Source organism: Streptomyces sp. NPDC020379, from assembly GCF_044387105.1.
Classification (GTDB): Bacteria; Actinomycetota; Actinomycetes; order Streptomycetales; family Streptomycetaceae; genus Streptomyces.
The window spans coordinates 1-24,586 of record NZ_JBIRVR010000043.1; the positions used below are offsets into that span (position 1 = coordinate 1).

Consider the following 24,586-nt stretch of genomic DNA (forward strand, 5'->3'; position numbering starts at 1 on the left):
AGACTCCGTGAAATCCAGTACCGCAGCGAAATCATCGACGGCTGCCTCACCGGAACCGGACTCACCCTCACGACACCACACCAACAAAGTCAGTAGCCGACGGGGCGACGGAGTGGGGCCCCGTCGTCGTCAGCTGGTGTGGGTTCGCTTGGGTAGCAGGAGCATCAGCGCCCACATCGTGAGGAGCGTGCCGATGACGTACCAGAGGATGTTCGCGATGGCGGAGGCCATGGCCGGGCCGCGGGTGTCGGCGCCGATGTGGTGAAGAGGACCAGGGCGGTCAGGGCGGTGCCCAGCGCGATGCCAAGCTGTGTTCCGGTGTTGAACAGGCCGGAGGCCGACCCGGCGTGCTGGTGGGGGACCTTGCCGAGGGTGAGGTCGGCGAGCGGGGCGCCGATCATGCCGAGGCCAAGGCCGACGGCGAGCATCGGGCCCGCGGCCAGGGCGGCTCCCATCCCGGTGCCGTCAGCGGTGATCAGGTGGTGGTAGCCGGCCAGGGTGGCGGCGGCGAGGAGGGCCCCAGCCTGCGGCACGGCTCGTCCGTAGCGTGCGACGAGGCTCATGGCGAGCCAGGCGCCGCCCATCTCGCCGAGGGAGGCCGCGACGAACCCGGAAGCGGCCTGGCCGGGGGGGGAGGAGGAGGAGGAGGAGGCCGAGGCCGCCCTGCACGAACAGGGCCCAGGACAGGAAGAAGGCCCCGGACAGCAGGCCGAAGGCCAACTGGGTGGCGAGCCCCGCGCTGAAGGCGCGGCCGGCGTGCCGGAGCCCGTTTTGAACGCGGCCATCTCGTCGAACGCCCCGAGCTCGCGGCCTGACCTGCCCGGTCACGGCTCCGTGCGCCTGCTGACGCTCCCGCGCGGCGCCGTCATGCCCCCTGTGCCGCAGTGTGCCGCGGGTACGCCGCGTGGGCACCTCTGCGATCGGGAACGTCTGCAGCGCCACGGCTGTCGCATGCACACGAGGGACGTCATGAGCATCGTGATCCCGAAGAGGTTTTGCTGCCCGTTCCCGCTCGCCATCAACCCCTACACCGGCCGGGTCGCCGGACAGATGTGGGGCTGGATCGACAAGGAGAACCAGGCTCCCACCGAATCCGCGCGCGAACGCGCACGACGCTCCTGCATTGACCTGGCGTGCTCCTTCACCTGGCCCGATGCTGAACGGGATGTCCTCTTCGAGGGCGTGAAGTGGATGTTTCTCTTCTTCCGCTTCGATGACCAGCTCGAAGAAGGCGCGGTGAAGGGCGATCCCGAAGCCGTGCGCCGCGGCGTGGATGAACTTGTCGGGATCCTGCAGGGCGCCGGGCAGCCCAGTGACAGCACGCTGTCCCAGGCACTCGCCCGGACCTGGGAACACACCCAGCAAGGCCGCCCCCGGGACTGGCTCGACCAATTCTCCCGGCACTACTGCGAGCTTCTGCTGTCCTATACCGACCAGTCACGCTACGAATACGTGCCCGGTCGCCGCGATCAACTGGGCATGGCCGACTGGGAGGACTGGCGCGAGATCAGCTTCGGCATGGACTGGTGCTACGACTTCATGGAGCCCGCGCTGGGCTCCTTCCTGCCCCACGAGGTCCGGCAGTTGCCCTCCATGTTGCGGCTGCGCCGCTCGGCCTCGCTGCACATGGGCATGCTCAACGATGTCTTCTCAACCCCACGTGAAAGCTTCCAGGACCGTCAGTTCAACAGCATCGCCATCATCCAGCGCGACGGGCGATGCACCCCGCAGGAGGCCGTCGAGGTGGTCTCAAGGATCCTTGCCGAACGAGTCGACCAATTCCACGCCGCTCGCGAGGACTTGCTGCGGGACCTCGCCAAGATTCCATCCAGTAGCGCGGACCGAGCAGCAACCGAAGCATTCATGGACAACGTTGCCGAGATGATTCGAGGAAACCACGACTGGCACTACCTCGTCATGCGCTACGAGACCGACGACGTCGCCAGTCGGGATGGAGCATTCCGCTACCCAGACGACCTCGGACACCCACCCAGCACGCCGTGATCCACAGGTATTGACAATAGCTCTCCTGACCCGGCGCTACCGTCCATCCATCGCTGGCTCGTGACGAGGAGGTGGGCATGGGATCGCACGGAGAACCGCCTCCGCAGAACCGGCCCTTCCGGTGGGGAGAGGACCCCAGCATGTGGGCGTCCCTTGCCTACGACGTGCACCAGCCACTGACCACCCAGGTCGACGACGGCCACCCCGGCCCCGAAGGCGGAACCCTGCCCACCAGCTCGATCAGCGCCATGGACTCCGTCTTCACCATGCTCGCCGCCGCCGACCTCGCCCCGGAGGCAGCCACGTCGGACAGGAAGATCCTCGACATCGGCACGGGCACCGGCTACAACGCGGCCCTGCTGTGTGAGCACGTCGGCGACCACAACGTGGTGACACTCGACATCGACAAGGACCTCACCGAATCCGCCCGCGAACGTCTCGCCACAGCTGGGTACCACCCCACCGTCGTCGCCGTGAATGGTGAGAACGGCTGGCCGGAGGGCACCCCCTACGACCGGACTCTGTGCACCGCCTCCCTCCAGCAGGTGCCCTTCGCCTGGCTAGAACGTGTTCGAGGGGTCAGCCCTAGATTCGGTTCGCGATCGCCACCCCCCACTCCTGTGAGTGATTGCAATAGCTGCCCCCACGATCAGATAATTTACCTCGGAGTGCACGTACACGGCAGCGACCGCACTTGGAGGCCACCCATGCCATCCCTGCCCTGGCTCGCCCGTACCAGCAGCGTCATCGGATCAGTCGGGCTCGCGGTCGTCCTCGCGACAGCCGCCTCAGCCGCTCCTCTAGCCACCTGCTCACTGCAAGTCGACGACGGCACGACCGTCAGCTCTCGGGAAGTCAGCGTCGGGCAGTGCGTCAATCCCTCCCTGACCACCCACATCCAAAGCGTCGCGGTTGGCAGCAGGGCGGGTAGCGGGAGTATGACCGTCTTCCAGTTCCGTAACTGCACAGGCAACGTCGTTAGGCAGGGCCCAAGCCCCATGTTTTTCAACCCGTCCGTGACCATCGGCTCGGTCCGCATTGACTCCTGCCCCTGACATCGGCGGGTCAGCCGGACGGGCCGATGGCGTTTCCCAAGGATCGGTGCCGGACAGCCCGCACCCGGGGCGGGGGCCTCCCTCACCGGCGGAGGACGCGCGCCGTGGTGTTCGTGGGCGGATGGAAGGAAGGCCGGCCACCGTTCCCGCGTAAGGGTTCTGGCGGCCCGAGGCGAATTCCTAGGTGTGGCTCCCGGCCGTCCGTCTACTCGCCCACAGTCACCTCGCGTGGCAGGGGGAAGGCTCTCTGCTCCTGGTAGAGGGCGCCATGCCGGAGGCAGTAGTGCAAGCCGGTGATCAGGCGGCCGAAGAGGTTCCGCAGCGCCATGGCGTACCGGTCGCCCGCCTCCCGGCGACGGTCGTAGTGGGTGCGGCAGCCGGGTGAGCGGGTGAGCGAGGTGGACGCCCACAGGTGCCCGACGGCCTTCAGGTTCTTGTTCGCAATACGGCGGTGGGTGACCTAACTGGTGGACCCGCTGGCCCAGGTCAGCGGGGCCGCGCCGGAGTGCGCCCGAAGTCCCTTGGCGGTCGCGAAGCGCGACGGATCATCGCCTATCTCGGCCAGGAGCCGCGCCCCGATCAGCGGACCGCAGCCGGGGAAGCTCAGGTGGACCGGTGCATGCGGGTGGGCGAGGAACGCTGCCGTGGCACGGTCGGTGAGATCGTCCACGGCTCGGCATGCCTGGTCCAGCAGGGCGAGCAAAGCCAGCGCCTGCTGCCCCATTGCCTCCTCGACGGCCAGCGGCTGCCGCAGCCGCTTCTCCTGGAACACCTCCCGCCAGGCTTTCGCCTGAGCAGCCAACCTACCGGGGGCCACTGACACTGGCGTGCGAGCGAGCTCTCCGGGGCAGGCGGGCCTGCGTGCGCCCGGTGGCCAGGTTCAGGTGGTGCCGATGCTGAGCTGAACCCGCAGGGCATGGGTCACCACGCCCTCGCCGGCCGACGGGGGATCGGCGCCGTCGGCCGAGATGAGTGTCCGGCCCCGAACTCGGCAGCCTGGAACTATCAGGGGTGCGTCCACTCGCGGTGGTCGCCCGGTCGAGCAGGACTCGCCGCGCACGGTCGGCCACCCATTCGGCCTGGTCTGTGCAGCCTGCAACGACGGTCACTTGGTACACGGGGTGGGCGTCCTCGGACCGATCGCCGAGCGGGGCGCCGCTGATGTCTCCGCACAGCGGGTACAGCACCAGGTACGGCAGCGATGCCGGGTCCCCGTTGACCGTGGGCAGGGCGCCGACGCCGCAAGGCTTTCCCACGGCCTTGCTGAGCATCGCCCGCACGGCCTCGGTGACGGGCGCGCGGTCGATCACCCGTCGCCTCCGTTGGTGAAGTCAGCGCCCGCGAACCCCTCGATAGCGGCGGCGCCGTACTGGCACATACCCAGGGAGTCCCACTCGGTCAGGCCCGGGGTGGTCAGGAGGGTCAGGGTGCGCTCGCCGTCATCGTCCAGGATTTCGGCCACCACGACGGCGCGAGCAAGCATGCCCATCTCGGCCTCGCCGATCACCATGGCCGGGGAGGCGTCCAGGTCCTCGCAGAGCCACTTCACAGGACTGCCCTTACGGCCGTGCCCATCTCGCGCGCGATCGTCGGCCCGGCTTGTCGGACGGCGGGCCCCAGGTGCGGGAGGGGCGGCTGGTGGTAGACGCGGCCGAGGGAATCGGCTCCGGCGAAGCCGTACTCCAGCCGTCGCGCCCGCGGGGCGGAGCTTCCCACCACTCCGGTCACCGGCGGCCCGGCCCCGGAGACCTCGGCCTGCCACGACGCCCTGTACCGGCCCGTGACGACGTTCGGGCCCGGCCGGCCGGAGACGTTCTGCTGCACGCGGGACTTCAGCGACTGCGCGCCGTGCTCCATCGCTATGTGTACGGCCGCCATGGCGGCGACGCCGTTGCGCGTCAACGCTGCGGCCAGCGCCGCCGGGCTCGTGAAAGTGCCGCCGCTCACGCCGCGTTCTCCTCTCTGTTGTGCTCCTCCAGCCAGACGGTGCGCAGCACTGGGATCGAGGAGACCTCGCCGAGCGCGGCGACTCGGTACGTGCGGCCCACCGCCTGTTCATCCCGGGCCTTCGCAACGGGCACCGTGTCGTTCTCCCGGAGCTCCGCCGCGCTGAGCGGCAGCAGCATCCGGTACCCGATCCGTACCTCCTCGGCCCAGGCGCCGTCGTGCCCGTTGCGGGCACGGACGCGCTCCCGGCCCCGGTACAGGCCCGCCTTGCCCGAGTGCACCACCAGCGGGTCGGCGGGCATGAGATCACCCGTCACCGGGTCCAGGGCGTCTTCGCCTGTACTGCGCGTCACCAGCACCTGGTCCGGCATCAGGTTCCGCTCCGCGAACGCGGAGATCTCCTTGACGTCAAGCACCAGCAGCCCACTCCCGCAGCTGGGACAGGACGCCGCGGGTCAGCTCGCCCGGCTCCCCGTCGAGCTCGTCGCGGGCCGGCACGGCGGTGTCGAGCTGCCGCCGGTCGATGCTGCCGAGGCAGTCGTGGACGACGTGCCGCAGGTCGGCTGGCTCGACGACGACTTCGGCCATGCCCTTGAACTCCAGGCTCTTCCAGCCCGGCTGGATGTACAGCGTGACCTCCGGGTCGCCGTCCACGGTCTGCGTGATGCGGTACGCCTCGACACCGCTGGCGACGTCGTGCCCGTCGACCTCGATCGTGACCGGGGTGTCGGGGCGAGGGGCACAGATGCGGACGCTGCGGGCTTCGGGGTAACTGTTCATGGGCCCGACCATAGGTATGTGAAGCGGAAATTTGGTCGGTGTGGCCTGCCGCCGGGCGTCCGGGAGCCGGGTCAGATCGCGAGGGCGCGCGCGGCGAGGAGGAGCCCGATCGCGGTTCCCGCCTCCGTGATCTTCCCGTCCCGCACGGCCTGGACCGCTGCCTCCAGGGGCATCCACTTCACCGTCATGCGCGCCTCCGTCGAGTCCCGGCGCACGACACCGTCCTTGAGGGCGGTGGTGAAGAAGAGATAGGTGCTCGCGGAGGTGGTGGCCGGCAGCGGGTGGAAGCGGGCGAGCAGGCGCAGTTCGCCGGGTCGCTTGAACTCCCGCCGTGCCCTGGTCTCAGGATCCTCGCCTGGTCGAAGTCCGCCGCCGGCCGGCGCGAGTTGGCGACGGCCCTGGAGGTAGAGGTCGTCCTCGACGAGAGGTATGTTGCCCGATGCGTCGACGGCAACAATGCGGGCGCCCTCGTTGATGGTGACGTGCTCGTACGTTCCCGGCGCCCCGTCGGGCTGGACTGCCTGGTCACGGTGAACGATCAGGAAATCGCCGCGGTGTACGACCTCGCCGCTCAGTCGTGCCCAGTCGGACGTCCGGAGGTGGTTCTCCACCGCGCGGTTCCCGTTCACGCCTCGCCCCCTTCGGGAGTGACCCGAACGCGCTTGAGCCGCGCACTGTCCTCCAGGCGCGGCTCAACCATGTGTGCCCAGCTATGCGGCATGCATGTGGTCGGCGATGTACGGCTCGCGAAGGGCGGTGGGAATACGCCCGCTGGCAGCGACCTTGATGCGGCGCCGCTTCGCCCAGGCGCGGATCTCGCTCGTGGTCGGCTCGACGGTCTTCACGTCGGATGTGGCCCTGGTGGCCTTCCGGGAGCGGCGGCGCGACTGGACCGCCCGGCCGCGAAGTACGGCGCCAGCTTCTCCTCTAGTTCGGCGTAGGAGTCGTCGCCCAGGTCGATGACGACGCGGCGGCTATCGAGCGAATCACGTGTTCCTTCACGCTCTCGTCGCGCTCATCGGTGAGGTCGTCCACGAAGTAGGTGTCAACGCGCTTGGTCATGAGAGTTTCCCTTCCGTTCGGCGCAGAACGTACCCCACCGTTTTCAATTGACGGCGATTTTTGGGGTAGTTCAGAAAGGGGTTGCTAAGTGGTCGGCTCCGGAAGTCCTTCGAGGGTTGACCCATGGGCGGGACTGCTGGGCTGCGCGGACCCGAGCGGACGCCGAGGTGGGAGTTCGCTCTCTTGACCCGCCCGAAGAGCCAAGACAGCGTTAAGTAGCGGACGTTTCCGGTCCCGTCACTTTTGTAGGGGGCCCGAACCAGTGGTTCAGGACTCCGCGCAATTGCTGGGCGGCGGTGCGGTGGGGTGCCGAGGGTGTTCCTGCCCAGGCGGCGTGGCCGTCCGGGCGGACGAGTATCGCGGGCGTACCTGGCAGGCTGTCAGGCCGCGCCGACACCACTGTCACCCGGTCCGCCCACGGCCTTGCCGCCTCCTGCAGCGAGTCCGCCCCTGTGCTCTCGTCCACCAGCAGCGCTCCGCCACCCGTGAGGGCCAGCAGTGGCAGCAGCCTGTCTCGTTTCAGCGGGACGTCCGGCACCATCCTCCCTTCCCAGGGATGGCCGGAGCCGTGGTGAACCGGGTAGCGGGTGCCGACGCCGGTGATCGCCTCGGCAAAGTATCCGGCCGTCTCCTCGGCCTGTGCCAGTTCGGCGAGCAGGTCGCGCACCGGTGCCAGCCGTTCGCCCTCCACGGCAATCAGCGTCTGCGCCTGGGTGTTGCGCAGCAGCCTGGCGCCGGCCGCATGCCGCTCGGTGTGGTAGGTGTTCAGAAGGCTGTCGGGGGCTTGTCCGCGCGCCACCAGGCCGAGCTTCCAGCCGAGGTTCATCGCGTCGTCGATTGCCGCGTTGACGCCGATGGCGCCGGCCGGGGGGTGGATGTGCGCGGCGTCGCCTGCCAGCAGCACCCGGCCGTGTCGCAGTTGTTCGGCCAGCCGGACCGCATCCCCGAACCGGGTGAGCCAGTGGGCTTCGGCTATCTCCACATGCCGCCCCAAGGCCCGGTCCAGCGTGTCCTGGAAGGCGGGAAGTGTCACCGGCTCGTCCCGGTTGTCCGGCGGCTGAGGGTCGTGGGTGATCAGCCGCACATAGCCGGGCCGGGGTATGGCGAACACCGTGCCGTTCGCGCCGGCCGTCACCCCGAACGGGATCGCCTGCGGGTCTGCCAGGACCACGTCCCCGAGCAGGGTGAAGCGGCGTGCGGGCGTACCGGGGAAGCCGATCTGGGCCAGCTTGCGCACCGTGCTGCGGGCGCCGTCGCAGCCGACCAGCCAGCCTGCGCGTAGCAGTATCCGCCCGTCCGGGGAGTCGACCTCAGCGCGCACCCCGCTGTCATCCTGGCGCAGTCCGGTCAGTCGGTGACCGCGCAGGATGCGCACGCCCAGTTCCGTGGCGCGCTCAGCGAGGATCTCCTCCACTCTGGTCTGTGCGATCCCCAGTACGTAGGGGTGTTTGGTGCGCATGGCGGCCAGGTTGAGCTGGGCCGCTCCGGCGAACGCGGTGGTCGGCACGGTGGGGCCCTCTGCGAGGAAGCGATCAGCGAGGCCGCGGCGGTCGAGCAACTCCAGGCTGCGGGCGTTGAGGTTGAAGCCGCGGCAGAAGCCGGGCGGGGCCGGATGCCGCTCAAGCACCACGGTGCGTACGTTGCCCAGCCCCAACTCGCAGGCCAGCATCAACCCGGCGGGCCCGGCTCCCACCACCAGGACGTCTGCGTCGCCGTCCGATGTGTCTGTCGGCGGCGACGGTATCGGGGATTGCAAGGCGGTCGGCGGGCCGCTGGGTATCTGCGCGATGGGTGAGCGCTGCTCGGCCCGTTCTGTCGCGGGCACAGTTGTGTCAGGCATTGTGGGAGACCCTCGGCCATTCCAGGGTGCCCTGCTCGATCTCCTCGGCTGTGCACAGTACCCACTGCAGCTCCGCTTGTAGCATCGCTTGGGCGTACTCCGCCTCGATCACAAACAGCCGCGGCGCCTTGTGCTTCTCCCTGGCAGCCCGATACGCCTGCTCACCCTCGGAGATCCGGACCTTCAAGGCCGCCGCCCGTTCACGCAGCGCCCGCGCCGCCCGTTGCTGTCCCAGTACCCCCAGGTAGCTGACGGCGGACAGGAACTTGGGGTACTCCCGGGACGGCTCGCGGATAATTTCGTCCAGCCACTCGGTGAAGCACCGCTGCCCCTCGCGGGTGTGCCGATAGACGGTGCGCGTCGGGCGGCCGCCCACCTGCTCGGTGTCGGTCGCCTCAATCCAGCCGTCTCGGGCCAGGGCCCGCACCGTGTCGTACAGCGACCCGGTTGTCAGTTTGAAGGCCAGGTCCATCTGCCGCTCCCGAAGTGCGGTCGCTATGGCGTGGGGGTGCATGGGCTGCTCCAGCAGCAAGCCCAACACGGCGAGAGCCAAGGGGTTGGCGGGTCGTTTGGCGGTCATTTCACTCCACAGTCAGGCTTGGGATGGCAATAACTCGGATCCTACTACTCGGATCCGACTTTCGTGTCGGGCGTTGTTCCTAGCCGCTGCCGTACTGGCGGCGCTCCGCTGATCACAGCGACCTCGGCTGCGGCGCCAACGAGTGGGCGGTAAACCGGACCGCGGCGGCGAGCCGACTCGACGCGGCCGAGGCCGCCGCGCCGACGGCCTCCCACACCTGGACGAGGAACGTCCGGTTACGGCAGGGTTCGACCCGTCCTGATTCACTTCTCCCGATCGGCCCGCCTGCCATGCCCGTTGCCCCGGCCTGCCCGATAGTTGCGACCGCTGCCGAGCGCGAGCGGTTGAAGAAGATGGCCTACGGCCACAAGACCGAGCACCGGCTGCGGGTACGCGCAGGTCGTCCTGCACGCGGCGCGGGGGCGCTCCAACGTGCGGATCGCCCGCGAGACGGGCCTGCACCTGGATACGGTTCGAGCCTGGCGGGGCCGGTTCGCCCGCGGTGGCCTGTCGGCCCTGGCCGACCGCAAGCGCTCAGGGCGCCCCGCCCGTTTCACCCCCGTGCAGGTCGCCGAGGCCAAGGCGCTGGCCTGCCAGTTACCCGCCGAGACCGGCGTGCCGCTGTCGCGCTGGTCCTGCCCGGAGCTGGCCGCCGAACTGACCGCGCGCGGGATCACCGACAGCGTCTCCGCGTCTACGGTGCGCCGGTGGCTACGCGAGGACGCGCTCAAGCCATGGCAGTGCCGGTCCTGGATCTTCATCCGCGACCCGGACTTCCGCGCCAAGGCCCAGCGCGTCCTGGACCTGTACGTCCGCATGTTCGAGGGTGTCCCGCTGGGCGAGGATGAGTACGTCGCTGGCCTACCTGGCCGCCTACGACGTCCACCGCGCGAAGGTGTTCGGCCGCTGCGAGTCGAAGACCGGCATCACCCAGGTCATGGCCACCGAGCCATACACGAGCGCCAGACGCGTCTTCTGGATCGTCGACAACGGCTCCTCCCATCGGGGAAACAAGGCCATCGGCCGTCTGACCAAGGCGTTTCCGAACGCGGTCATGATCCACACCCCCGTGCACGCCTCGTGGACGAACCAGATCGAGATCTTCTTCTCGATCGTTCAGCGCAAGGTCGTCCGACCCAACGACTTCACGGACCTCACCCAGGTCCGGGATCGGCTTCGAGTATTCGAAGACCGCTACAACGCCACGGCACAGCCGTTCCAGTGGAAGTTCACCACCGCCGACCTGGACGATCTGCTGGCCCGGCTCGACCGACATGCACCCACCGACCGACAAGAAGAATCCTCCGTCGCCCTGGCAGCCTGATCAACCCCCCGAAGGACTTCCAGCGCGGACCACTTAGCGTTAACCGCTGTACCGATGTTCCCCGAGGCCGTGATTGGATTCGTAGGCCGCGAGCAGCTTGTACGCGGCCAGGCGGCGCACCGCTTCCTCCGGCAGCCACGTCGCCTGGACCTCCGGGCCCGGCGCCCGGTGCGGTCGGCCGTCGTACGTGGAGGCCATCACCGGCTTGTAGTTCAGCCACGACCAGGCGTCGATTAGTAAACGGGGCAGGCCCACCAGCGCATCCGTCTCGTCGGCCCCACGCCCGCCTTCAGCGTAGGTGCACCCGCGCTCTGGCACGTCCATGTGCTGTCCGGCGAGCCGCTATCAACTACCTGAGCCACCCCGTCCCGCACCGTGAACCGACAAGGGTAGCGGGCTCCAGCGAAGGCCCGAGAACAGCCCTGAACGCCCCCTGCGAGCCCGACTAGGCGATCAAGGAATCTCGGATGTTTTCGAGCGACGGAAGGCGCTGACGGCGGCATTCACGCCCTCGTCGGCTACAGCCGAAAGCGGCGTGCGAAGCGTCAGCCGGAACGTCACCGGTGGGGGTAGGGGGAACTTGGTGAGGGTCTCATTACCGACTCCCGCTGGCGGAATCCACCGCCTCGCGCGCCGCTGTGGAGGTTTCTGCCGTGCTGCCGCCCGTGGCTCGGAGGGGCGCCGGGAACTGCGGCAGGGTGAGCCCGAGGTCGTCGAGCGCCCTCGGCGACCGGCCTCACGAAGACCGAAGGAAGAATCATGCGTACCCAACCAACGGCGCAGACTGTACGGACCGGGGCGGTGGGCTCTGCGGAGCAGCCGCAGCCGACGGACGGCCGCCGCTGGCTTGCGCTCGGCGTCATCGCCATCGCTCAGCTGATGGTGGTCCTGGACGCCTCGATAGTGAACATCGCGATGCCCTCGGCCCAGATCGACCTCGGTATCTCCGACGCCAACCGGCAGTGGATGGTCACCGCGTACATGCTGGCCTTCGGCGGACTGCTCATGCTCGGCGGGCGGATCTCCGACTTCGCCGGCCGCAAGCGGATGTTCCTCATCGGGCTGTTCGGCTTCGCCGCCGCCTCGGTTCTGGGCGGCGCGGCGACCGGCGAGGCGATGCTCTACGCATCCCGCGCCCTGCAGGGTGTCTTCGCCGCGGTACTGGCACCGGCCGCCCTGTCGCTGCTGACCGTGACCTTCACCGACGCCAAGGAACGAGCCCGGGCGTTCGGCGTGTACGGGGCAGTCACCGGTGGCGGTGCCGCGATCGGCCTGATCTCGGGCGGCGTCCTCACCGAATACTTGAACTGGCGCTGGTGCATGTACGTCAACGTCCCGATCGCGCTGGTCGCGGCCTTCGCGGGCGTGCGGCTCCTGGACGAGAGCAGGGCCGACGGGCGCACCAGGTACGACGTACCGGGCGCGGTACTGTCCAGCACCGGCCTGGTGGCCCTGGTGTACGGCTTCACCCAGGCCGAGCAGAACGGCTGGTCGTCCCCGCGGACGTGGCTGTTCCTGGCCGCCGGGGCCGTACTGCTGGCCGCCTTCTTCACCGTGCAGGCGCGGTCGGACCACCCGATGCTGCCGCTGCGGGTGCTCACCGACCGCAATCGCGCCGGGGCCTTCCTCACCTCACTGCTGACAGGTCTGGCGCTGTTCGGGTTCTTCCTGTTCATGACCTACTACTTCCAGGTCGTGCTCGGGTACTCGGCGCTGCAGTCGGGCTTCGCCTACCTGCCGTTCTCCGCCGGAATGACGCTGGCGGCGTACGTGGCGAGCTCCCTGCTTCCCCGGTACGGCCCGCGGCCGCTGATGCTGACCGGGTTCCTGCTCGCCATCGGCGCCATGGTGTGGCTGGCCCGGCTCACCCCCACCTCGTCCTACGCCGCCCACGCGCTGCCGGCCATGGCCGTGCTGGCCTTCGGCATCGGACTGAGCTTCGTCCCGCTGGCCAGCACTGCCCTGATCGGCGTCGAGAACCGGGACGCGGGCATCGCCAGCGCCCTGGTCAACTCGACGTACCAGATCGGCGGCTCGCTGGGCACCGCACTGCTCAACACCCTCGCCGCGTCGGCGACGGCCGGCTACCTGGCCGCACACCCCGCGACCGGACCGACCGCGACCGCCCGACAGGTCCGGGATCAGGGGCTCGTCCACGGATACTCCGTCGCCTACCTGTGGAGCGCGGCCTTCCTGCTGGCCGCCGCGGCGGGTACGGCACTCCTGATCAAGGCGTCGCCCAAGGAGCTCGACTCCATGGAGCAAGCGGTCGCGATGCACTGAGCGGCCGGGCAGGTACGGGCCGGGGCCCCGCGCGCGGATGTCCGCCGTGGGGCCCCGCCGTACGCTCGTAAGCGCACCGCCCTCCGTCGAAAGGGTCGATACAGTGGGTTCCCCCGCAGAGGCCACGCCCGGTGAGCAGCACGAACAGCTCGTCCGTGAGCTGCAGGCCGATGGCCGGGCTCCCTTCAGCCGGATCGCCCAGTCCCTCGGCGTCTCGGAGCAGACGGTGGCGCGCCGCTACCGCCACCTGTACGGCATGGGGCTGCGCGTGGTGGGTCAGCCGGTCCCCGACCGGCTGGGGAGGCTGTCCTGGCTGCTGCGGCTGCACTGCACCCCGGACGCCGCCGCCAAGATCGCCGACGCGCTCGCCCGCCGCCCGGACACCAGCTGGATCACGCTCGCCTCCGGCGGCACCGAACTGTACTGCGGGGTCACCACCCGTACCCACGAAGAGCGTGACGCCCTGCTGCTGCACCGGCTTCCCCGCACGCCCAGCCTCGTGTCGGTGCAGGCCTACTGCCTCCTGCGCGCCTTCACCGACACCCCCGCCACCAGCAGGTACCCCCAGGAGCCGCTCGACCGGCCCGGCCTCCCGGCGGACGACGAGCTGGTCGCCCTGGACACGACCGACGAACTTCTGCTGGCGGAACTGGCCGAGGACGGCCGCCGCCCCCTGCCCGAGCTGGCCCTGGCGGTCGGCAGATCCCCGTCCGGCGTCAAACGCCGCCTGGAACGGTTGCGCTCCACCGGCGCGCTGGAGTTCGTCGTGGACTTCCCCCCGCAACACTTCGGCTACTACATGCCGGTCCGGCTCTGGCTGCGCGTCACGCCGGGCGAGCTGAGCACCATCGGCACGACCCTCGCCGGCCACCCCGAGATCATCTTCGTCGCCGCGATCACCGGTCCGTCCAACCTCGTCGCCACCGGCCTCTTCCGCGGCAACCACGACCTCTACGCCTACCTGAACGACCGGATCGGCGCTCTCCCCGGCGTCCAGTCCGTGGAGACCGCCCCCATTCTCCGCGAGGTCAAACGCCTGCTGTACGGACCCCTGCGCCCCTGAGCCGGCCCGGCGATGCCCTGCCTAAGATCGTGTCCTACATGGCGAGTTTGAGTAAACGTTTGTAGCAGCAGATGGCTGCGGCGAGGCCGAGAAAGGCCAGGTAGTTGGCGGGTTGGCGTTCGTATCGGTGGTTGATTCGGCGGTAGCCGGTCAGCCACGACATCGTCCGCTCGATCACCCACCTTCGACGGCCGAGGCGTTCGCTGGGGTCGATGCCCTTGCGGGCGATGCGGACGCCGATGTGCTTGCCCCACAGCCATCTTCGCAGGTGGGGGACGTCGTAGGCCTTGTCGGCGTGGAGCCGCTGCGGTTTGGATTCTGCTGCGTGGGATTCGTGTCCCATGTGGAAATGGGAGAGCATCGGCTTCAGGGCGAGGCTGTCGTGGGCGTTGGCGGCGGAGAAGCCGACACGGAGAGGCAGTCCGCCCGCATCGGACAGGATGTGCATCTTGGAACCGGGCTTACCCCGGTCCACGGGGCTCGGACCTGCAAGTTCGCCCCCTTTTTTCGCGCGGACGTGAGCCGAGTCGAGGACCGCACAGGACAAGTCCACCAGGCCCTGCTCGTCCAGGAGCTGGAGGGCCCTCTGGTGCAACCGGCCCCAGACCCCGGCACGCGACCAGAGGAGGAAGCGGCGGTGCACGGTCGACTTCGACGCCCCGAAGCAGGGCGGCAGAGCACGCCAGGCGCACCCACTGACCAGTACGTAGACGATCGCGGCGAAAACCGCCTCGTCATCAATGTTCGCGACGCCACCACCCTGCGGACGCCCCCGCGCCGGCGGCAGCAACGGCCTGGCCAACTCCCAAAGACCAGCCGGAACGATCCAACCCCACAGCCCACTCCCCATAACTCACCCAACGACTGGTCTTTGCCGCCATCGGCCTTCCGGCCAATCTGAGCAAACACGACCTGCAAACGCCCCGCCCGGCACTACCGTCAGGCCCGTCACCCCTTCCATGCCCTCGATGAGGAGGAGCACGATGGCGAGAGGCGGTAAGGACGACGGCAAGCCCCCCGCGCATGGGAAGCCGGACGGTCCGTCGATCGGTCAGAAGCCCCACCCCGACGGCAGTGGGCCTCAGAAGGGGCCGAAGCACGGCGGCGGTGGGAGCGACACGAAGTGACCGAAGCCCAGGAGTTGTCGAGCCACGGCCCGCACCGCCTCGTTGACTTGCTGGCCGAGCAGGGGCTCCTTACCGAGCCGTGGCTTCGGGCCGCGCTCGCGCACGTCCGCCGACACGAGTTCCTGCCCGACCGGGTGTGGCTCGATGACGACACTGCCGCAGGTGGGTACGCCCTGGAAACGCACTACGACAAGAAGAAGGGGGGCGGCGGCCTGATGTGGGACGTCGGGCGCACGCCGGTCAAGCAGGCACTGCGGACGTAAATGGACTGCTCGGCATGACCGCACCGACCACCTTCAATGGGTGGTCGGTGCGGTCGTGTACGCGTGTCACGCGCTCTCAGCAGTGCCCCAGACCGCTCGGCGGGTCATGCGGAGTATTGACGTTGCCACCCCAGGAATAGACGTCGTAGTAGGTGTGGTTGCCGTCGATGACGACGCCGCGGTACCAGACGTCGGTGTGGTGCTTGCCGTCGTCGTAATCCGAGCCACGGGTGTAGCACTCGACCCAGAAGCTTGCCCGGCTCTCGGTCACACCCGCCCTCTTGCTGGACAGATAGGGGCCCCAGCGCAGCTGGCTGTTGGCATCGATGCTCGTACTGATGGCCGTGGCGCTGTCCTCGCCTCGTGGCTGAGCATGCGCCGTCGGAGCCATCGCGGTGAGGCCGACAGCCGCAACGGCCACAGTGATGGCCGCGCTCAGACGTTGTCGCCTGACGAATCTCATGAAAGCTCCTTTGTTCCGTCAGTACCGGGGGGTGCTGTCCCACTGGCGCCCGCCGTCCCAGAAGTATTGGGCGTTGGAGGTGATGTCTTTGTCGTTGACCATGAGGGTGAACACGTTGGTCTTGCCCGAGCCGGTGACAGTCGCCTTGTAGGCGTCGCCGTTGTCGTTGTCGACCTTGATGTAGCCGGAGCCGCGGCTCCACTGGAGCCGGGCCCAGGCGGCACGGCAGGAGGGGCTGTACCGGAGCTGTATCTCGCCGGTTCCGCCGCCGACCTCGACCGTTCTAGCGTCGTCCGCGCAGGTTGTGCTGCTCGGGTCGAGGCCGGTGCAGCTGCTGCCGTAGCAACTCGTGGCGGCGGAGGCCGGTGAGGCTGCCACGACCGCACCGGGGATGGCGAGAGCCAGGATGGCGCCGATCGCGGCCGGGTGACGTGGTGCGAGAAGCATGATTCCGTCCTGTGGGTTCGGGAGCCGGGCCGCCGTCGTCGGAGGGCCGGGGCTCAGGTCCCGCACGGGGCACCTTGCCCCGTGCTCGGCGGCAAGTCTGCCGCCGAGCACGGCGACGGGGTTGATGGTGCGTGCCGCGAAGTTGGCGGAGAGCGCCGACCTCGCGACTCACGTGGCGCTCCCCCCTGCCAGCTGTTGGCCGTATGTGCCCAGTAATTGACGGCACGTGCCAATGACTGCTCGACCGTGCTTTGGGATTCGACGGAACCGGCAGGCTGAGCGCGAACACCCGTCGGTAGACCCCTGGAAGGACGGCGACAATATGTCTACGAACCCGGCCGCCCCACGGCCGCTCCGTGCCACAGTGACCGCGCTGACCGCGGTGGTGCTCCTCGCGGCCGGCTATGCCGCGCCCGCCGCCTCGGCGGCGGCCGCTAAGCCCTCGCTGGCGTCCTGCTACGCCTCCAGCTGCACTGGCAAGGACCCGAACAAGTACACCTGTTCACAAGATGTGCGGGACCTCGACGTGGTCTATGACCGGAACTACGCCACCACCTTGAGACTGCGCTACAGCCCCTCCTGCCGTGCGGTGTGGGCGAGGGAGGACGACGGTAGCGTCGGCGACTACTTCTGGGTCCGTAACAGCGACAACAACACCGAGACCCAGCACATCCACTCGGGCACGAGCAACCGCACCTACATGGTCAACGACAAGGACATCACCGCGGCCGCCTGCCTGATGATCGTCGGCCGCACGACGTTCACCTGCACAGGCTGGCACTGATACGCCGAGTCCGGCATCCCGGCGCCACTGCCGTGGTGTGGTGCCGAAGGCGGAGCGAAACGCGCGACTGAAGTCCGCCGGGTGAAGGAACCCCCACCGCGCCGCTATCCACGCGATGGTCTGGTCGGCGTAGCGCACATCTGCCAGTTCACTGCGGCAGTGTTCCAGTCGGCGCCGCCTGATCCAGGCGCCCGGACTGGTCTCCTGCGTTGCGAAGATCCGGTGCAGTTGCCGGAGCGAGATGTGATGCGCCTCGGCGATGGCGGACGGCCCCAGTCGGGGATCGGCCAGATGGTGTTCGATGAAGGTGTGAATACGTCTCAGCAGTGCCACCTGGCGTCCCGCGGCCGGTAACGGGTCCGGGACGGCGAGTTGGTGGCCGATGAACACGGTGGCCAGGTCGAGCACGACGGAGCCCAGACGCACCGCGTCACGTGGAGCCCAAGCCTCGGCCTGAGCGACGAGGGCCTCAAGAAAAGATGCGAGCATGCTGCTGGCGCAGCTGTCGCCCGGCAGACGCTGTCCGAGTATCTCGGCCACCCGGTCCTCCGCCAGGGCCAGGCTGGACGGCGCCAGCTTCACGACGATCAACCGTGCCGGTCCGTGCTCGGCCAGGGCCCATGCGGCAGAGGGACGCGAGGTGTCGCACAGCAGGAAGTCACCGGGTGCCAGCCGCGATGCCCCCTTCCGCCCGTACAGGTCCACGGCCCCCTGTGTCACCAAGGTGAGGGCGAGTGCGCAGTGCTCCGGGTACTCCGGATCGGGCAGCGGTACCGGCGAGGCGCTATGCGGTGTCCGCGCTGGGGGGACCGGCAGCACCGACACCCGGACGGCACCCAGGTCGAGATGTGCGACGCCGGCCCAGAGGTCCGGACGCGGCTTGGCGGCAATCATCCTCAGCCGCAAAAACGGAGGCCGTCGGGCGGATCTTTCCTCGTATTGACGTTTCCGCCCCACGAGTAGATGTTCGGATAGATGTGATCGCCGTCAGTCACCGCACCGTTGTACCAGACGTCGGTGTGGTGTTTGCCGTCGTCGTACCAAGAGCCCCGCGCGTAGCACTCGATGACGAAGTACGCCCTGCTCCGTGTCACACCCGCTTTCGCGTCCGACAGGTGGGGCCCCCAACGCAGCTGACTGTTGGCGTCGATGGTCGTCTCGATGACTGCGACGGCGCGTGGCGTATCCCGGGGCTGGGCCATGGCCGCTGGAGCCAGCGCGGTGATTCCGGCGATTACGGCCGCCACGACCACGGCACCGCCTGAACGGCAAGGTCTCTCCACTCTCATGAAGGCTCTTTCGTCGTCGGGGCTCTTCACCGGGACCTGAAGCTAGTTGCACGCTTCTCACCCCTACAAGGCTGTGTTCGGCCATGCGCCTGTCCGTGGTGTGGCGCCCTGCGGGTGCGGGCCCGAACTCCGCCGTGACGGGCGCATCGCCGACGATCCGCAGGGGCTGCCCGTCGTACGGGCAGAAGCGACCGCACCCATGGAGGCCCGCCATGACCCGCATCTCCCTCACCGCCCACCCCCCTCGCCCGCCTGATCCGGTGGTATTGCAAGCGCAGCGAAGGGGCTTACCGGGTATAGGTGATCTTCAGTTGGGGCGGGTTCGCCTGCCCGACGCCGTGGGCGCGGCCGTAATAGGGGTCGGAGGTGCTGTTCGGGTCGAGGGCGATGCCTCGGGTCTTCGCCGGGTCGAAGAAGCTAGTGATGTCCACCCACTTGCCTTCGTTGCGGCCCCAGCTCACCGTCTTCGAGGCGCTGTTGCTGGCGAACGAGGACGACCGTGATCCGTGCCCGTGCGTCTTGAGCACAGCCGTGCCGCCGCTGGAGCTGTACCAGTGGTCGAAGTAGAGGTAGACCCCGACGCGCTGGATGGTCGCGCCGGACAGGTCCTTGGCAACGTCAGCCGGGAAGCCGGTGAAGGCGGACGACGTCCCGCTCGCCGACGTGGCCGCCGCCGCGTACCCGTTCCCGGACCACGGCACGGTCGTGGACGTCGGCGGCGGCCGCAGCGGCCTGCGCCACCCCGGCCTGGCGGGCGTCCTCTTCGACCAGGCGTCGGCCCTGCGCGAACCCCTGCTCGCCTCGGAGCAGTTGACGGGACGCTGGCGGGCAGAACCCGGGGACTTCTTCACCGTCGTCCCGAAGGGCGACTTCCACCTCCTCAAGCACGTCCTGCCCGACTGGAGCGACGACGACTGCGTCCGCATCCTGCGCTCCTGCCCCCAGGCCCCGGTCCTGGGCGGCCGCGTCCTGGTCATCGACGCGGCCCCGCCGCCGGGCAACGCCCCGCACCCGGGCAAGGACCTCGACCTCATGATGCTGACGGCTCTTCGCAGCAGCACCCGCACCCCCGCCGAACTGCCCACCCTCTTCACCCGAGCCGGCCTCCGCCACGTCCGCACCCTCCCCACCCCGGCCTTCGCCTCAATAGCGGAGGCGAAGGCGGCACCCCTGCATCAGTCCCCGGAGGGGGGCGATCCCCACCGGGCAGGAGACGCCCGTGCCGCCGATGCCGCAGTAGCCCGTCGGGTTCTTGGCGTCCGACAGGAACTGCTGGTGGTACTCCGCTCCCGCTGTCAGCGCGCAATTACGTGCGCTGGCAGCCGAAGGGGAGGGCATGACCGACGCGCTCGACATGGCCTCGGGCGGTGCAGACCGTGTGGAAAGACCTCCGCAACGTGGCCGGGCCGAGTGGGTGGTTGCGGCACACACGTGCGCCAGCCCACCCGGCCAACACGCCACCGTGGCTGATGTGCCGTGGCTCAGGGCCAGCCGTACCAATCCTTCGTTGAGGCGTCGTTCATCGGTTTTTGATCCGTTAGTGCTGTGCTGGCGGTGCTCAACTCGGTTATAGGGATGGGGGAACGGTGTCAAGACGTAATCATAAAAGGGTGGCCATGGCGCTGACTGCCGTCGCGGTACTCTCCGTGCTGCCTGCGGGCGGGGCCTTTGCGGCCGACCAGGCTGCTTCTGGAGCTGGCGGGCCGTCAGTCCCGGCAGGGAAGGCGCCTGGGGGTTTTGCTTCATGGCAAGCACTGATGTCGGAGCAGAGCAAGATAGACAGGGCGGCAGACCGTATTTCTGAGGCTGTACGCAAGGATAAAGACAGCGGATACGCCGGGATCAAGGTTTCGGCAGAGAAACGGGAGCTGGAGCTGTATTGGCGGGGCGTGAAGCCCAAGCAGATAGAAGACCTCCTCAAGAGCCTCCGGTCGTCTGTCAAGGTTGTTGAGCTGCCCGCCCGTTACACCCGGGCAGCTCTGAAAGTCGAGGCTGAAAGAATAATCAAGAATGGTGATTCGGAGATCGCAGAGAAGAGAGATGTGGTCTCCGCAGGGCCCCGTGAGGACGGCAGCGGAGTTTCGATTGATGTTAGCAGCAGCCTGGATAAGCAGAAGAAAAGTCTGGCTGCGGCGACCGCACCGTTCGGCACGAAAAAGAGCTCCAGAGGGATCCCTGCATTCGTGGAGAAAAGCGAAAAGTCGACGCCTATCTCACGCAGTGACCAGCAGGCGCACGCCGGTGCCTATCTCCAGTCAGCCGGACTCCCGGCGGGAAACCGATGCTCTACCGGGTTCACCATCAGTGTCAGCGACTTCGTGTTCAGTCAGCGCCTCCAGCTGACAGCTGCTCACTGCGTCACCGGGCTAGGGGACAACGTACGTAATGCGAGTGGCGGATGGTTCGGGGGAGTCGCCTACTACAACAGGTTCCTCGACATTGCCGCCATCTCAAACAACAGCTTCTTCGATAATCTCATGTGGGACGGCCCTTGGCAGGGTGATGGCCAATTCCTCAAAGGGGTCCACGGTTTGCGCAAAAACTACGTCGGCGACTACGTGTGTACCTCCGGTGCGGCCTCAGGGGCTATCTGCAACATCAAGATCGATGCAGTTGACCAGACCGTCCGTGCTGATAGCGGAACTCACGGGCCGGTGGTTATAGCCCGACAGCAGACCGGTAATGCCCCTGCCGCGGGCCAAGGGGATAGCGGGGGCCCGGTTTTCTCCCTTGACGGTGCGGGCGTCATTGCGCGAGGAATCGCAAGCAGTGGTCGGGATAACGTGCCGTGCCAGGGGCATCAGTTCCGCACCTGCTTCTCGACTCTGGAATGCATCGGCATAGATGACGCAATAGCAGGCGTGCAAAGTGGCATGAATCAGCCCTGGGCCGACATATACAGAGGAGGCTGACCGGCACCCGGTGCAGAGGAGAGCCAGGTGACTTTCGCACATGTGCGCATAGAGCCGGCTACGGGCGTAGGTGGCAGCCGCCATCGCTCCGCTGCCGAGTGCCGGCAGGTGCCTCCCGTTCTCGTGAACATCGATCCCCGCGGCCGACGGATGCCTCCCGAAGCCATCAACATCTGTTGTCGGGACTCGGATCAGGCACACATTTCCGTGAGGACGATCACCGGGATTCCGCGACGGTGACGTAGCGTCATATGGGACCGTGGTGTGGTGTGACGAGCTCGTCAGTGTGCTGTTCCCGTACCTCGACACCGTGCGGGTAGATCCCGTCTTCCTGGCGGACGACGCGGTCCACGTTGTGGCCAGAACCCGGGACGCCGTCGTGAGATGTCCTGACTGCGCGGTGCCTTCCGAGCGGGTGCACAGTACCTACGACCGGCATCTGGCCGATGGTCCGGTGGGTGATCAGGCGGTACGGATCGATCTGGCTGTCCGGCGGTTGTACTGCGAGAACGCCGCTTGTCCGCGCCGCACGTTCGCCGGGCAGGTCGGCGGACTCACTGTGCGGTACGGCAGGCGGATGCCGGCTTTCCGCCGGGTACTGGAGGCGGTGGCTGTCGCTCTCGCCGGCCGTTCCGGGGCTCGCGTCACCCAGGCCCTCGACAGCGTCGTGAGCCGTATGACGCTGCTCCGGCTGGTGATGGCTGTGCCCGATCCCGCCTGGGCCGTGCCGGAAGTGCTGGGAGTGGACGACTTCGCCACCCGGCGAGGGCAGCACTACGGCACCGTCATCATCGACTGCGAGACCGGCCGGCCCCTGGACCCGCTGCCCGGACGGGACGCCAGGACGCCGGCCGCCTGGCTGCTGGCCCATCCGGGCTCGGAGATCATCTGCCGGGACCGGGCCGGCTCCTACGCCGATGGCGCCCGCACCGGAGCACCCCACGCGGTCCAGGTCGCAGACCCCTTCCACTTGCTGCAGAACCTCGGCACCGCGGTCGAACGCTGTGTCCGCCGGCACAACGCCTGCCTCAAACCGCCCGACGCCGACGCGAACGGCATCGTGAACATCGCCTTCGCCGGGCCGGAGAGCACGACGAAGGAGATGTCACCCATCGAGGCCCGGCTGCGCGAACGCCACGCGATCGTCCACTCCCTCCTTGACCAGGGACACGGCATCCGGGAGACCCCCCGGGAACTGCACATGGGCGGCAAAACCGTCCGCCGGGCCGCCCGCGCCGAAACGCCCGAGCAGATGCTCAACGGCCATCACCAGCCCCGGCCCAGCCAGATCGACCCCTTCCAAGCGCACCTGGACCGACGCTGGGCCGAAGGCTGCACCAACGCCATTCATCTGCACGCCGAGCTCAAGAAGCTCGCTTACTGTAACCAGTGGTCCTGGGGCATGAATCGCGCAGATTAGGAGGCGGCCCAGTCGGTGACGTCGGCTGCGGGGTTGCCCGGCGCGTGTAGCTGACGTGGGAACTTCAACGGTGTCGTAACCAATAAGCGGCTGCCACCGCGGTCACCAACGTGACAGCGGCGGCCACCGCGGCGGTGACGTCCAGCGCGTCGACGAACGCGCTGCGGATCGCTGCGGTTACTGCGCGGCCGATCTCCGGCGACAGCTGATCGGTGGTCATGCTGCCAGGGAGGCCCCGGCCCGTCGGCCGTGAGGCGGACGGAGAAGTGAGGTGGAGGTCTGTCAGCCGACGGGTCAGCTGGTTGGTATAGACCGTGGCGAGAACCGATCCCTGCACCGCGACACCGAGGGAGGCCCCCACCTGGCGGGTGGCGTCGTTGAGGGCCGAACCGAGAGCGGCGCGGTCGGGAGGGATCGCGCCTATGACCGCCTCGGTCCCGGCTGCGGATACCAGCCCCACCCCCAGACCTGCCACGAGCTCGACCGCGAGCAGGCGGCCGTAGCCCGATCCGGGAGTCGTCAGCGCCCAGAAGGAGAAGGCCGCCGAGGCCAGGAGCAGGCCGAGGATGATGGGCATCGCCGCTCGGCACCGATTCAGCAGCGGAAGAGCGGCGACCGCGCCGGCCGCCATGGCAGCCGACTGCGGCAGTGTGCGCAGCCCCGCTTCCAGAGGGGTGTAGCCCAGGATGTTCTGCAGATACAGCGTGAGGACGAACAGGGCGCCGAGAACGGCGAACGACATCATCGCCAGAGCCACGGTGCCGCCGACGATCCGCCGGTCGCGCAGGAGGAACGGCGGCAGCATGGGCGCACGGGCACGGGACTGCCAGATGGCGAGAGCACCCAGGAGCACTCCGGCGGCCACGAACGCGATCAACACGGGCTGACTGGTCCATCCCTTGGTGGGGGCTTCGATGACGGCCCAGACGAGGATGGTGAGTCCGGCCGCCGAGAGGACGGTTCCCACGATGTCAGGCCGTTCGGCGCGGCCGGCGCGTGTCTCGGGGACCAGGACAAGGGCGAGCAGGACAGCGGTCAGCGCGAGGGGAACATTGATCCAGAAGCCCGCCCGCCACGAGAAGCGTTCCACCAGGACACCGCCGATCACCGGTCCGGTAAGTGTGCCGAGGCCGGCCACGGCCGACCACGCGGCGATCGCGCGCCTGCGCAGGGCGGGTTCCGGGAAGAGGTTGCGGATGATGGAGAGGGTGGCGGGCATGAACAGCGCCGCACCGGCGCCCATGCCGCCCCGGGCGATGACGACGACTCCGGGGGAGGTGGCGAGGGCTCCGATGACCGAGACGGCCGCGCACAGGATCAGACCGCTGGTGAAGGCGAGCCGCCGGCCGATGCGGTCGGTCACGGCGCCGGTGGAAAGGACCAGCCCGCCGAGGACGAGCGCGTAGCCGTCGACGATCCACTGGGCCTGTGCCGTGCTCGGGTGCAACTCCTTCTGGATATCGGGCAGTGCCACATTGAGCACGGTCAGGTCCATGCCGAGCAGATACAAGCCCAGGCAGATCGTGCCGACAGCGGCGGGACGCCGCACCCGTGCGACGGAGATCGGTGCGAGTGGGACGTCCAAGGACCCCTCCCAGCGACGACGGTGAAGTGGAGCACGGGCAGTGGACCGGCCGCGAGCGGTGCGCCCCGCTGAATCATCGCCGCAAACGCAGATCGCTATTCCCGAGCGGCTGATGGATGACGCCGAAGACTGATATGGCGAATGCCTGCGCGGGCATTCGGTTGTGATGTGTGGTGTCGAGGGAAAAGAATGGGGTCAGGCTGGTCCGCGGGCGGCGTGATTATGGAAGTGGCCTCTGATCTCCTGTATGCCTCCCTGGGGAACTTAGTGCTCGATTCCTCTTTCGGTGTACACATATCGGCGTCGTAGTTGGCGGGTTGGAGGCGGGGGCCTGCCCCATACCCATGGACGTGCACGC

Annotated in this window: 28 protein-coding genes and 4 pseudogenes; 12 read left to right on the forward strand and 20 right to left on the reverse strand. The window is 68.2% G+C overall.

From position 1 onward, the window contains the following. Positions 1-164: 164 nt before the first annotated feature. A complete protein-coding gene (locus tag ACH427_RS31885) occupies positions 165-533 on the reverse strand; it encodes a hypothetical protein (RefSeq protein ID WP_398875241.1) in 369 nt (122 codons plus the stop codon). 28 nt (positions 534-561) lie between these two features. Between ACH427_RS31885 and ACH427_RS31890 the strand changes: the two genes are divergently transcribed. Continuing rightward, the gene (locus tag ACH427_RS31890) at positions 562-2,004 is read left to right on the forward strand and encodes a hypothetical protein (protein ID WP_398875243.1); all 1,443 of its coding nucleotides are present in this window, start codon (positions 562-564) and stop codon (positions 2,002-2,004) included. 140 nt (positions 2,005-2,144) lie between these two features. After that, the gene (locus tag ACH427_RS31895) at positions 2,145-3,059 is read left to right on the forward strand and encodes a methyltransferase domain-containing protein (RefSeq protein WP_398875245.1); all 915 of its coding nucleotides are present in this window, start codon (positions 2,145-2,147) and stop codon (positions 3,057-3,059) included. 205 nt (positions 3,060-3,264) lie between these two features. Here ACH427_RS31895 and ACH427_RS31900 read toward each other — a convergent pair whose 3' ends face one another. The 11 genes and pseudogenes from ACH427_RS31900 to ACH427_RS31950 all read right to left on the reverse strand — a co-directional run bounded on the left by ACH427_RS31900 (position 3,265) and on the right by ACH427_RS31950 (position 9,268). Beyond that, complete coding sequence (locus tag ACH427_RS31900; RefSeq protein WP_398875248.1) at positions 3,265-3,387, reverse strand: hypothetical protein; 123 nt, start codon at positions 3,385-3,387, stop codon at positions 3,265-3,267. 132 nt (positions 3,388-3,519) lie between these two features. After that, positions 3,520-3,831, reverse strand: a complete 312-nt coding sequence (locus tag ACH427_RS31905; protein ID WP_398875250.1) for a transposase — start codon at positions 3,829-3,831, stop codon at positions 3,520-3,522. Positions 3,832-4,365: 534 nt separating this feature from the next. Then, complete coding sequence (locus ACH427_RS31910; RefSeq protein ID WP_398875252.1) at positions 4,366-4,608, reverse strand: hypothetical protein; 243 nt, start codon at positions 4,606-4,608, stop codon at positions 4,366-4,368. Beyond that, positions 4,605-5,006, reverse strand: a complete 402-nt coding sequence (locus ACH427_RS31915) for an HK97 gp10 family phage protein (protein ID WP_398875254.1) — start codon at positions 5,004-5,006, stop codon at positions 4,605-4,607. Before ACH427_RS31915 ends, ACH427_RS31910 begins: the two co-directional genes overlap by 4 nt. Then, the gene (locus ACH427_RS31920; protein ID WP_398875256.1) at positions 5,003-5,422 is read right to left on the reverse strand and encodes a DUF6093 family protein; all 420 of its coding nucleotides are present in this window, start codon (positions 5,420-5,422) and stop codon (positions 5,003-5,005) included. The genes ACH427_RS31915 and ACH427_RS31920 overlap by 4 nt, the downstream gene beginning before the upstream one ends. Next, entirely contained in the window at positions 5,415-5,786 is a 372-nt protein-coding gene (locus ACH427_RS31925; RefSeq protein WP_398875258.1) for a hypothetical protein, read from the reverse strand. Before ACH427_RS31925 ends, ACH427_RS31920 begins: the two co-directional genes overlap by 8 nt. Positions 5,787-5,857: 71 nt before the next feature. After that, a complete protein-coding gene (locus ACH427_RS31930) occupies positions 5,858-6,415 on the reverse strand; it encodes an NUDIX domain-containing protein (protein ID WP_398875260.1) in 558 nt (185 codons plus the stop codon). Positions 6,416-6,496: 81 nt separating this feature from the next. Beyond that, positions 6,497-6,679, reverse strand: a pseudogene (locus ACH427_RS31935) (histone-like nucleoid-structuring protein Lsr2); the annotation flags it as partial. A gap of 34 nt (positions 6,680-6,713) precedes the next feature. Then, positions 6,714-6,848: a hypothetical protein gene (locus tag ACH427_RS31940; RefSeq protein WP_398875262.1), complete on the reverse strand. Its 135-nt coding sequence runs from the start codon at positions 6,846-6,848 to the stop codon at positions 6,714-6,716. A gap of 211 nt (positions 6,849-7,059) precedes the next feature. After that, positions 7,060-8,688, reverse strand: a complete 1,629-nt coding sequence (locus ACH427_RS31945) for an FAD-dependent monooxygenase (RefSeq protein WP_398875264.1) — start codon at positions 8,686-8,688, stop codon at positions 7,060-7,062. Further along, positions 8,681-9,268, reverse strand: a complete 588-nt coding sequence (locus tag ACH427_RS31950; protein ID WP_398875266.1) for a PadR family transcriptional regulator — start codon at positions 9,266-9,268, stop codon at positions 8,681-8,683. The genes ACH427_RS31945 and ACH427_RS31950 overlap by 8 nt, the downstream gene beginning before the upstream one ends. Before the next feature lie 432 nt (positions 9,269-9,700). Here ACH427_RS31950 and ACH427_RS31955 point away from each other — a divergent pair. Together ACH427_RS31955 and ACH427_RS31960 are read left to right on the forward strand one after the other, a co-directional pair. Beyond that, positions 9,701-9,922: pseudogene (locus ACH427_RS31955) on the forward strand (helix-turn-helix domain-containing protein); the annotation flags it as partial. A gap of 190 nt (positions 9,923-10,112) precedes the next feature. After that, complete coding sequence (locus ACH427_RS31960) at positions 10,113-10,592, forward strand: transposase (protein ID WP_398875268.1); 480 nt, start codon at positions 10,113-10,115, stop codon at positions 10,590-10,592. A gap of 39 nt (positions 10,593-10,631) precedes the next feature. On the opposite strand, the gene ACH427_RS31965 is transcribed toward ACH427_RS31960, so the two are convergent. Further along, on the reverse strand, positions 10,632-10,847 hold the full coding sequence (locus tag ACH427_RS31965; RefSeq protein ID WP_398875270.1) for a hypothetical protein: 216 nt from the start codon (positions 10,845-10,847) through the stop codon (positions 10,632-10,634). A gap of 504 nt (positions 10,848-11,351) precedes the next feature. On the opposite strand from ACH427_RS31965, the gene ACH427_RS31970 reads away from it, so the two are divergent. Together ACH427_RS31970 and ACH427_RS31975 are read left to right on the forward strand one after the other, a co-directional pair. Next, positions 11,352-12,875 carry an MFS transporter gene (locus tag ACH427_RS31970; protein WP_398875272.1) on the forward strand — a complete coding sequence of 508 codons (1,524 nt, stop codon included), beginning with the start codon at positions 11,352-11,354 and terminating at the stop codon, positions 12,873-12,875. 103 nt (positions 12,876-12,978) lie between these two features. Next, the gene (locus ACH427_RS31975) at positions 12,979-13,938 is read left to right on the forward strand and encodes an Lrp/AsnC family transcriptional regulator (protein ID WP_398875274.1); all 960 of its coding nucleotides are present in this window, start codon (positions 12,979-12,981) and stop codon (positions 13,936-13,938) included. Between the two features lie 34 nt (positions 13,939-13,972). Here ACH427_RS31975 and ACH427_RS31980 read toward each other — a convergent pair whose 3' ends face one another. Further along, on the reverse strand, positions 13,973-14,788 hold the full coding sequence (locus tag ACH427_RS31980; protein WP_398875276.1) for an IS5 family transposase: 816 nt from the start codon (positions 14,786-14,788) through the stop codon (positions 13,973-13,975). Positions 14,789-15,061: 273 nt separating this feature from the next. Between ACH427_RS31980 and ACH427_RS31985 the strand changes: the two genes are divergently transcribed. Further along, positions 15,062-15,328, forward strand: a complete 267-nt coding sequence (locus ACH427_RS31985) for a hypothetical protein (protein ID WP_398875278.1) — start codon at positions 15,062-15,064, stop codon at positions 15,326-15,328. A gap of 76 nt (positions 15,329-15,404) precedes the next feature. Here ACH427_RS31985 and ACH427_RS31990 read toward each other — a convergent pair whose 3' ends face one another. After that, complete coding sequence (locus tag ACH427_RS31990; RefSeq protein ID WP_398875280.1) at positions 15,405-15,791, reverse strand: hypothetical protein; 387 nt, start codon at positions 15,789-15,791, stop codon at positions 15,405-15,407. Positions 15,792-15,809: 18 nt separating this feature from the next. Then, the gene (locus ACH427_RS31995; RefSeq protein ID WP_398875282.1) at positions 15,810-16,238 is read right to left on the reverse strand and encodes a DUF2690 domain-containing protein; all 429 of its coding nucleotides are present in this window, start codon (positions 16,236-16,238) and stop codon (positions 15,810-15,812) included. Positions 16,239-16,560: 322 nt separating this feature from the next. Between ACH427_RS31995 and ACH427_RS32000 the strand changes: the two genes are divergently transcribed. After that, on the forward strand, positions 16,561-17,022 hold the full coding sequence (locus ACH427_RS32000) for a DUF2690 domain-containing protein (RefSeq protein ID WP_398875284.1): 462 nt from the start codon (positions 16,561-16,563) through the stop codon (positions 17,020-17,022). 30 nt (positions 17,023-17,052) lie between these two features. On the opposite strand, the pseudogene ACH427_RS32005 reads toward ACH427_RS32000, so the two are convergent. From ACH427_RS32005 to ACH427_RS32015, 3 genes and pseudogenes are all read right to left on the reverse strand, one after another. Beyond that, positions 17,053-17,916 (reverse strand): annotated as a pseudogene (locus tag ACH427_RS32005) (helix-turn-helix domain-containing protein); the annotation flags it as partial. Between the two features lie 2 nt (positions 17,917-17,918). Further along, entirely contained in the window at positions 17,919-18,341 is a 423-nt protein-coding gene (locus ACH427_RS32010; RefSeq protein WP_398875286.1) for a hypothetical protein, read from the reverse strand. 257 nt (positions 18,342-18,598) lie between these two features. Then, complete coding sequence (locus tag ACH427_RS32015) at positions 18,599-18,742, reverse strand: hypothetical protein (RefSeq protein ID WP_398875287.1); 144 nt, start codon at positions 18,740-18,742, stop codon at positions 18,599-18,601. Between ACH427_RS32015 and ACH427_RS32020 the strand changes: the two genes are divergently transcribed. The 4 genes and pseudogenes from ACH427_RS32020 to ACH427_RS32035 all read left to right on the forward strand — a co-directional run bounded on the left by ACH427_RS32020 (position 18,735) and on the right by ACH427_RS32035 (position 22,643). Beyond that, the gene (locus tag ACH427_RS32020; RefSeq protein WP_398875290.1) at positions 18,735-18,878 is read left to right on the forward strand and encodes a hypothetical protein; all 144 of its coding nucleotides are present in this window, start codon (positions 18,735-18,737) and stop codon (positions 18,876-18,878) included. The genes ACH427_RS32015 and ACH427_RS32020 overlap by 8 nt on opposite strands. A gap of 21 nt (positions 18,879-18,899) precedes the next feature. Next, positions 18,900-19,406 (forward strand): annotated as a pseudogene (locus ACH427_RS32025) (methyltransferase); the annotation flags it as partial. A gap of 662 nt (positions 19,407-20,068) precedes the next feature. After that, a complete protein-coding gene (locus ACH427_RS32030; protein WP_398875292.1) occupies positions 20,069-21,223 on the forward strand; it encodes a hypothetical protein in 1,155 nt (384 codons plus the stop codon). A 259-nt stretch (positions 21,224-21,482) separates the two neighbouring features. After that, entirely contained in the window at positions 21,483-22,643 is a 1,161-nt protein-coding gene (locus tag ACH427_RS32035) for an ISL3 family transposase (protein ID WP_398875294.1), read from the forward strand. Between the two features lie 64 nt (positions 22,644-22,707). Here the strand turns inward: ACH427_RS32035 and ACH427_RS32040 are convergent, their stop codons facing one another. Then, positions 22,708-24,228, reverse strand: a complete 1,521-nt coding sequence (locus ACH427_RS32040) for an MFS transporter (RefSeq protein ID WP_398875296.1) — start codon at positions 24,226-24,228, stop codon at positions 22,708-22,710. Positions 24,229-24,586: the final 358 nt, after the last annotated feature.

What these genes read in the sequence shown, in the direction of transcription:
- ACH427_RS31990 (WP_398875280.1), bottom strand. Translation starts at nt 15,791, where the DNA reads ATGAGATTCGTCAGGCGACAACGTCTGAGCGCGGCCATCACTGTGGCC.
- ACH427_RS32020 (WP_398875290.1), top strand. Translation starts at nt 18,735, where the DNA reads ATGTCCACCCACTTGCCTTCGTTGCGGCCCCAGCTCACCGTCTTCGAG.
- ACH427_RS32030 (WP_398875292.1), top strand. Translation starts at nt 20,069, where the DNA reads ATGTCGGAGCAGAGCAAGATAGACAGGGCGGCAGACCGTATTTCTGAG.
- ACH427_RS31925 (WP_398875258.1), bottom strand. Translation starts at nt 5,786, where the DNA reads ATGAACAGTTACCCCGAAGCCCGCAGCGTCCGCATCTGTGCCCCTCGC.
- ACH427_RS31970 (WP_398875272.1), top strand. Translation starts at nt 11,352, where the DNA reads ATGCGTACCCAACCAACGGCGCAGACTGTACGGACCGGGGCGGTGGGC.
- ACH427_RS31960 (WP_398875268.1), top strand. Translation starts at nt 10,113, where the DNA reads ATGAGTACGTCGCTGGCCTACCTGGCCGCCTACGACGTCCACCGCGCG.
- ACH427_RS32000 (WP_398875284.1), top strand. Translation starts at nt 16,561, where the DNA reads ATGTCTACGAACCCGGCCGCCCCACGGCCGCTCCGTGCCACAGTGACC.
- ACH427_RS31995 (WP_398875282.1), bottom strand. Translation starts at nt 16,238, where the DNA reads ATGCTTCTCGCACCACGTCACCCGGCCGCGATCGGCGCCATCCTGGCT.
- ACH427_RS31900 (WP_398875248.1), bottom strand. Translation starts at nt 3,387, where the DNA reads ATGGCGCTGCGGAACCTCTTCGGCCGCCTGATCACCGGCTTGCACTAC.
- ACH427_RS31940 (WP_398875262.1), bottom strand. Translation starts at nt 6,848, where the DNA reads ATGACCAAGCGCGTTGACACCTACTTCGTGGACGACCTCACCGATGAG.
- ACH427_RS31945 (WP_398875264.1), bottom strand. Translation starts at nt 8,688, where the DNA reads ATGCCTGACACAACTGTGCCCGCGACAGAACGGGCCGAGCAGCGCTCA.
- ACH427_RS31950 (WP_398875266.1), bottom strand. Translation starts at nt 9,268, where the DNA reads ATGACCGCCAAACGACCCGCCAACCCCTTGGCTCTCGCCGTGTTGGGC.
- ACH427_RS31980 (WP_398875276.1), bottom strand. Translation starts at nt 14,788, where the DNA reads ATGGGGAGTGGGCTGTGGGGTTGGATCGTTCCGGCTGGTCTTTGGGAG.
- ACH427_RS31890 (WP_398875243.1), top strand. Translation starts at nt 562, where the DNA reads ATGGCGAGCCAGGCGCCGCCCATCTCGCCGAGGGAGGCCGCGACGAAC.
- ACH427_RS31895 (WP_398875245.1), top strand. Translation starts at nt 2,145, where the DNA reads ATGTGGGCGTCCCTTGCCTACGACGTGCACCAGCCACTGACCACCCAG.